At 67.5% G+C, this 6,000-nt stretch carries 5 protein-coding genes and 2 pseudogenes; 4 read left to right on the top strand and 3 right to left on the bottom strand.

Annotated elements, in window-relative coordinates:
* A pseudogene (locus tag IEZ19_RS43580) lies at positions 1–401 on the top strand (phosphoesterase); the annotation flags it as partial.
* On the opposite strand, the gene IEZ19_RS43575 reads toward IEZ19_RS43580, so the two are convergent.
* The gene (locus IEZ19_RS43575) at positions 371–997 is read right to left on the bottom strand and encodes a transposase (RefSeq protein ID WP_189316934.1); all 627 of its coding nucleotides are present in this window, start codon (positions 995–997) and stop codon (positions 371–373) included. The pseudogene IEZ19_RS43580 and the gene IEZ19_RS43575 sit on opposite strands and share 31 nt — an antisense overlap.
* Here IEZ19_RS43575 and IEZ19_RS43570 point away from each other — a divergent pair.
* A complete protein-coding gene (locus IEZ19_RS43570) occupies positions 975–1,322 on the top strand; it encodes a hypothetical protein (protein ID WP_189316933.1) in 348 nt (115 codons plus the stop codon). The genes IEZ19_RS43575 and IEZ19_RS43570 overlap by 23 nt on opposite strands.
* Positions 1,323–1,519: 197 nt before the next feature.
* Here the strand turns inward: IEZ19_RS43570 and IEZ19_RS43565 are convergent, their stop codons facing one another.
* The gene (locus IEZ19_RS43565) at positions 1,520–2,566 is read right to left on the bottom strand and encodes a PP2C family protein-serine/threonine phosphatase (protein WP_229841535.1); all 1,047 of its coding nucleotides are present in this window, start codon (positions 2,564–2,566) and stop codon (positions 1,520–1,522) included.
* Positions 2,567–3,316: 750 nt separating this feature from the next.
* Here IEZ19_RS43565 and IEZ19_RS43560 point away from each other — a divergent pair.
* Entirely contained in the window at positions 3,317–4,411 is a 1,095-nt protein-coding gene (locus IEZ19_RS43560; RefSeq protein WP_189316931.1) for an alanine racemase, read from the top strand.
* An 8-nt stretch (positions 4,412–4,419) separates the two neighbouring features.
* Here IEZ19_RS43560 and IEZ19_RS43555 read toward each other — a convergent pair.
* Positions 4,420–4,632, bottom strand: a pseudogene (locus IEZ19_RS43555) (transposase); the annotation flags it as partial.
* 326 nt (positions 4,633–4,958) lie between these two features.
* Here IEZ19_RS43555 and IEZ19_RS51865 point away from each other — a divergent pair.
* Positions 4,959–5,600, top strand: coding sequence for a LysE family translocator (locus tag IEZ19_RS51865; RefSeq protein ID WP_229841534.1), 642 nt, complete (start codon positions 4,959–4,961; stop codon positions 5,598–5,600).
* The last annotated feature ends 400 nt before the right edge of the window (positions 5,601–6,000 follow it).

The following is a 6,000-nucleotide window of genomic DNA, read 5'->3' as shown; positions in this document are numbered from 1 at the left end:
CCGCGGCCACCCCGATGGCCACTGCGTTCACGGACAAGCCGGACAACACGCCGTTCACCGCCGTGCCCAACCGGACCTCGCTGACCCTCGGCGTGAGCCCGGAGCCCACCTGCGGTACGGACACCCCGGCCCCGCAGAACAAGGCAGCGGCGGCCGCACCCACGACGACCGCGGTCGCGGCGGCGCAGCAGCCGGTGGCGGACGAGTGGAACAACTGGGCCTCCAAGCAGCACTTCACCGGCCCGAACGCCAAGCCGGACGCCGCCAACCCGGCCCAGATGGACCGCTTCACCTGGTACCAGACCTACAACTTCTCCAAGCCCTACCCGGGTGACAAGAAGATCTACGCGCCCAAGGACGTCCCCGGCGCCTACCTCCCGTCCTCCGAGAACGACGGCTGATCCATCCCGGCAGTGACCCTGTGGGCCCAGGAATCCTTCCGGGGCCCACAGGCACACTGCGCCGAGCGTAGTACCTGCTGCGGGCCGCGCTGGAAGGTCTCGATCTGACGGTTCGGCAGTTCCGCTTCCCACCGCTCGTGATACAGGGCGGCGAGTTCATCGGCCGGGGCCTGCTCGGGGTCGAGGAGGTCGGTGAGGAGGCGGATCGTCTCCCCGCTGTCGACCTGGTACTCGATCACCCGCACGGTCACGGTGCGGACCTGGCGTTTGCCGGCCCACTGCGAGATCTTCGCAAGGTAGGTGCCATCCGGCAGGTGCTCGACTGGAGTGCGCGCGTTGTTCGTCTTCGCGCGGATCAGCGCATGGGCGCCAGCCTTGGTGAACTCCTGCCACACGTTGACTCCGACGAAGCCCCGGTCCATGATCACGAGCATGCCGTCGGTACCGGCCGCCAGGGGTGCGGCCAGGTCCTGTTCGCTGTCGACGAGACCGCCGACGCGCGCGTCCAGCACCGCGTGCGTGCCCACCTCCGTCAAGGTGACCACCCGGACCTGCGGAAACGCCAGGAGTCCCATGGCGAAGAAGTCACGGTCCACCAGTAATCGTACAGCGAAACAGCAGCGACAAGCCAAGGCCCTCGCCCAGCGCCGCGCGGATCTGATGGTGGTCGGCATGGCCGAGGCCATGCGGTTGGATGCCTTCCCAGTTCTTCACGACGGAGAGGTCAAAATCCTCACTGCTGAACGAATCCGTGCGTGCTTTGAAGCGGAGCTCCGTTCCGACGGCGAGGCTCCGCTAGAAGGCGAGGGCGAGTTCCGGGCCATGCTGAGCGATGATGTCCGGACCGGCTCGCTACGCCTGCGTCGCGACGGCTATTGGGAGTCGGACGTGAACTACTTCGAGGACGCGCCGACGCTGTGAGGCGCGAAGCGACGCAACCGTGACCGCCCTGGGCCTCCGGGTCTCCGAGGACCTCACTGGAGTCAACGGAACCTAAGAGCTCGTAACAAGATCTTGGTCGTATCCATACTGGGCCGCACTGGTGAGCTAGGGCTGTGACCGAAAAGGTTCGCCGTTGCCGAGCGACCGAACGTGAGCGTGCTCTGCCTGAGGTGCGTTCACGGGCGGGCCGGGCCGTTGGTGCTCCGGGTGATGGCCAGGATCGCCATGTCGTCGTCGCGTGGACCGCCGGTCCAGTGCTCGACATCGCGTACCAGGGCCTCGATCACCTGGTCCGGCTGCCGGAACGGGCCCCGGCCGCTGAGCCGGCTGGCCGGTTCGTAGAAGGATCCGAAACGGTCCCGGGCCTCCGTGACACCGTCGGTCACCAGCAGAAGCGTGCCGCCGGGCGGGAAGGGCCAGGTCTCGGGCTCCGCCTGCGGCACGCCCAGGCCGCTCATGCCCAGCGGCAGACCTGGTTTGCCCGGATCCAGGGGGGATACGGCGGTGTCTTCGAGGAGGTACGGGGAGGGGTGTCCGCAGTTCAACAGCCGCACCTGGTCCACATCCGGTGAGATCTCACCGAGCAGCGCCGTGACGAACCCCTCCATCCGGACCTCCTCCTCGCGCAGCGCGCCCTCCTTGACCAATGCGCGCTCCAGTTGCCCGGCCAGCACCGCAAGGTCGGGCGCCTGGTCTGCCATGGCCCGGAACGTGCCGAGCAGTACGGCCACCACGCCTACCGCGCCCATGCCTTTGCCCCGCACGTCCGCGATGAGCAGCCTGGTGCCGTACGGCGTGTCCTGCACGGCGTAGGCGTCACCACCGATCAATGCCTCGATCTGCGCGGCCTTGTAGACCGCGGCGATGGCCAAGGGGCCGACACGGACCGGCGGCGGGGGCAGTACAGCCCGCTGGGCGGCCTCCGCAACGGAACGCACCGTCTCCAGACGGCGCCCATGGCGAGCAACCACCCGGTTCACCCCGATGGCGATGAGCGCGGTGAACGCCAGGTTGGCCAGTTCGATAGTTGATGCGGCGGCATTGCCGAGGTAACCACCTTCGAACAACAGCGCCGTCTCGACCAGGACGATGGCCGCTCCGGCCGCGATCGTGTGCCGTAGCGAGAGCAGTGCTCCTGCCACCGTGACTGCGGCGACCAGCAGGTAATCGCCCCAGTACGCACGCGGAGACAGGAGGTTCCAGAGGGCCCCGCCAACGATCATGGCGGCCGGCATGAACGAGACGTACCGGGGCCACCGTGTGGAATAAGGGCTCATACGCATCCCCGATCCCGAATCCGGCCGACATATGCCCGAATAGAGATCATATGCGCCCTACTCGGAGTATGGCGCACGCATCGCCGCACCCGCATGTTGCGACCTCTCGCCTTCGTGTCAGTACGCGACCTGCACATACATCGACCGGTGACAGTACTTACACCCCGGATCTCTCACCTCAGGACAGTGACCCCACACACCGAAACAGCCACCGACCAGCGGCAACACACCAACGCCCCACTGTCTCTCACACCACTGTCCCGAAACCGAGAGATCACACCTGATCCCGAAGGTGGAGGGCCATGGATAGCATGTGATCGTCGGTGACGCCCGCGCCGCCGATGGTCTTGCCGCGCTTGCGGGCGGATTCGTGGCCTTCCAGGGTGCGGTCGCGGATCTCTTGAACACCTGTGCCCCTTCGCCCTCATTCCGGCTTTCCCGGACCAGATGTCGTCCGGTTCGCGTTGGTTTACCGTGTCTCGCGGTGTCCCGGGAGCGGAGCATGCGGCCGGGTCGAGGTTGGCGCAGCGCTGACCTGCCATCGAGCAATCGTCGTTGGTCGCCGTGGGCTGGCCGTCGACGGCCCCGCTTTAGAGGTCGTCTCGATTGGTACGTGTGACCTGGAGTGATGGCCCTACGGCCTGTCCACCGACCTGTCATGATCATCTCGACGTGTTCCGTGGTGGGAGGCAGGAGATGGCAATACCGCTGCCCGATGGGCTGGCTACGCCGGCGCTCGTGGTCGATCCGGATGTCCTGGACAGAAACATCTCGCGGATGGCTGAGGCTTCGCGGTCCCAAGGGTTTGCCCTGCGCCCGCATGCCAAGAGCCACAAGTGCGCGCAGATCGCCGACCGTCAGCTTCGGGCCGGCGCGCGCGGGCTGTCGGTGGCCACGATCAGCGAGGCCGAGGCATTCGCCCGGGTCGGCGTGGATGACCTGTTCATCGCTTACCCCGTGTGGCTCGATGCCGGCAAGGCGCAGCGGCTGCGCCGATTGGCGGACTATGTGGCCCTGAGAGTCGGTGTCGAGTCGGTCGAAGGCGCGCAGCGGCTGGGGAAGGCCGTGCGCGGCAGCGTCCGGCCCGTCGAGGTGCTCGTCGAGGTCGACAGCGGGAGCCATCGGACCGGGGTGCAGCCTCACGCTGCTGGTGAGGTCGGGAAGGTGGCTGCCGACGCGGGACTGGATGTCGTCGGTGTGTTCACGTTCCCGGGACACGGCTACGGTCACGGCGCGCAGGCGCACGAGCGCGCCGCACGGGACGAGGAGCGCGCGCTGGGCGAGGCTGCGAAGGTGCTGCGGGACCTTGGACTCGACGTCCGTGTGGTCAGCGGCGGGTCGACTCCGACGGTGGGACAGTGGCAGCCGGGCGCGGTGAACGAGTTGCGGCCCGGTGTCTACGTCTTCAATGACGCCACCCAGTTGGCCATCGGTACATGCGGAGTGGAGGATCTGGCGCTTGCCGCCGCGGCGACGGTGATCAGCGTTCCCGCCCCTGACCGCTTCGTGCTGGATGTTGGTAGCAAGGTCCTCGGCTCCGACCGGTCGTCCTGGGTGTCGGGCCACGGCTACCTGCCCCAGTTCCCGCAGGGAACCATCACCGGGCTGTGGGAGCACCACGCCGTTGTCCGGCTTCCGGAAGGGGTGCGAGGGCCACGCCTTGGGGCGCTGGTCGCTGTCGTCCCCAACCACATCTGCACGCCGGTGAATCTGGCCGATGAGCTGCTGGTGGTCCGCGACCGTGAGGTGATCGACCGCTGGCCGGTGACGGCACGAGGTGCCAATACCTGAGCATCGTCTCAGGTCGAAAGCCGGCAGTAGCAGATCAAGGTTGCGGCTATCCCGGCGAAGGCAAGGAAGTGTTCAGCCTTGCGCTCGTAACGACGGTGAAGCCGACGGCACCCGGCCAGCCAGGCCACCGTCCGCTCCACGGTCCAACGGTGGCGGCCCAGCCGCTGCGAGGACTCGACCCCCTTGCGCGCGATGGGCGGGACGATGTTCCGGCCGCGGCAGGGCTTCGGCATAGTCGGACGACGCTCGATTGGTGGTGATCTGCCTGCTCGGCGGGGTTCTGGAAGCGTGACAGGAACAGGCTTCCTGCATCACGGTGATCACCTTGGTAGTGGCATCGTGACCTGAATGCCTGAACAGCGGATCCCTCGAGGGGACGCGGCCTGAACGCGGCCGCCGGTACAGGACGGCGGCCTAGCCACGCCGGGGGAATCCGCTGCAGCGGCACCCGCTCGCCGCAGCCTCGGCTATCCAGATCGCGGAGAGCCGACCATGTTCGCACGCTTCCGGCCAACCCTCTGGCGGGGCCCCGATAGGCTTCAGAGCCGTGACGGACACGACTGCACTCTGGACCTTCGCCCTGGTCGTCGGTCTCCTGACGATGACTCCGGGCCTCGACACCGCCCTCATACTGCGCACCGCAGCTGTCGGCCACCGCTCACGCGCCTGGGGCGTCGTCCTCGGCATCCAGACCGGCACGCTGCTCTGGGGTGTCCTCTCCTCCCTCGGCGTCACCGCCGTGCTGGCCGCCTCCCGGATCGCCTACGACGGGCTGCGCCTCGCCGGCGCCACCTACCTGCTCTGGATGGGCAGCCGAATGCTGGCCGCCACACTGCGCCGCCGCACGGGCGAGGACAGCACCGACAGCGAGGCCGACGACCTGCCGACCACCGACACCAGAGACCACTTCGGACGGGGCTGGCGCCAGGGACTGACCACCAACGCCCTCAACCCCAAGGTCCAGCTCGGCGACAGCCCGTTGGGCCCTCCGTACGGCACTGGCCGGCCGGTGAAGGCATCGAGGAGAATGCGGTCACCGAGCGCTTTGCGCAGCTCTATCTTGACGTTCTGTTCGATCATTTCGGAACTGCAGGGGCCGCTCTTTGCTCCCGTGACGGAGGCGTACAGCACGACGCTCTCGTTCGTTTCCAGTGCCTTGACGACGGGGCCGGTGTCGCAGGCCCCGTGAGTGGCCTTCACCGTGATGGATCGGCCGTCCGTTGCTGTCCCGGCGAGCCGGGGGACACCCCTGAGGCCGCCGGCAGACCCTTGCCGGGCCTGTGAGATCGGTGACTGGGGAAGCTTTGACGGGGTGACGGCGACACGCTTGAGCGGGGTGTCATAACCCTCCAGGGTGAACAGCCAAGCGGGAACGGTGGCCGTTCCTCGGCTCGTGACGATTGTCGTTGGGCCGAGCTTCGCTCCTGTCACGGTCAGCCGGGGGCCCTCACTGTTGTTGAGGGCGAACGACTGGTACGCCTTCCTCACTCCCCACAGCGGACGGGTCAGAGTGTCCCCGCTTGTCCAGTCCACCTTCCCCTGCTGGGCGGTCGCGGCGGGCAAATTGCCCCGCAGCACGAAGTTCTTGG

Source organism: Streptomyces brasiliensis, from assembly GCF_014647875.1.
GTDB lineage: Bacteria > Actinomycetota > Actinomycetes > Streptomycetales > Streptomycetaceae > Streptomyces > Streptomyces brasiliensis.
Note: the sequence above shows the minus strand (reverse complement) of the source record. Positions and strands in the feature narration are given on the sequence as shown.

Bases quoted from the DNA above. Each gene is read 5' to 3' on its own strand.
- IEZ19_RS43570 (WP_189316933.1), top strand. From the start codon at position 975: ATGGCGAAGAAGTCACGGTCCACCAGTAATCGTACAGCGAAACAGCAG.
- IEZ19_RS43565 (WP_229841535.1), bottom strand. From the start codon at position 2,566: ATGATCGTTGGCGGGGCCCTCTGGAACCTCCTGTCTCCGCGTGCGTAC.
- IEZ19_RS43560 (WP_189316931.1), top strand. From the start codon at position 3,317: ATGGCAATACCGCTGCCCGATGGGCTGGCTACGCCGGCGCTCGTGGTC.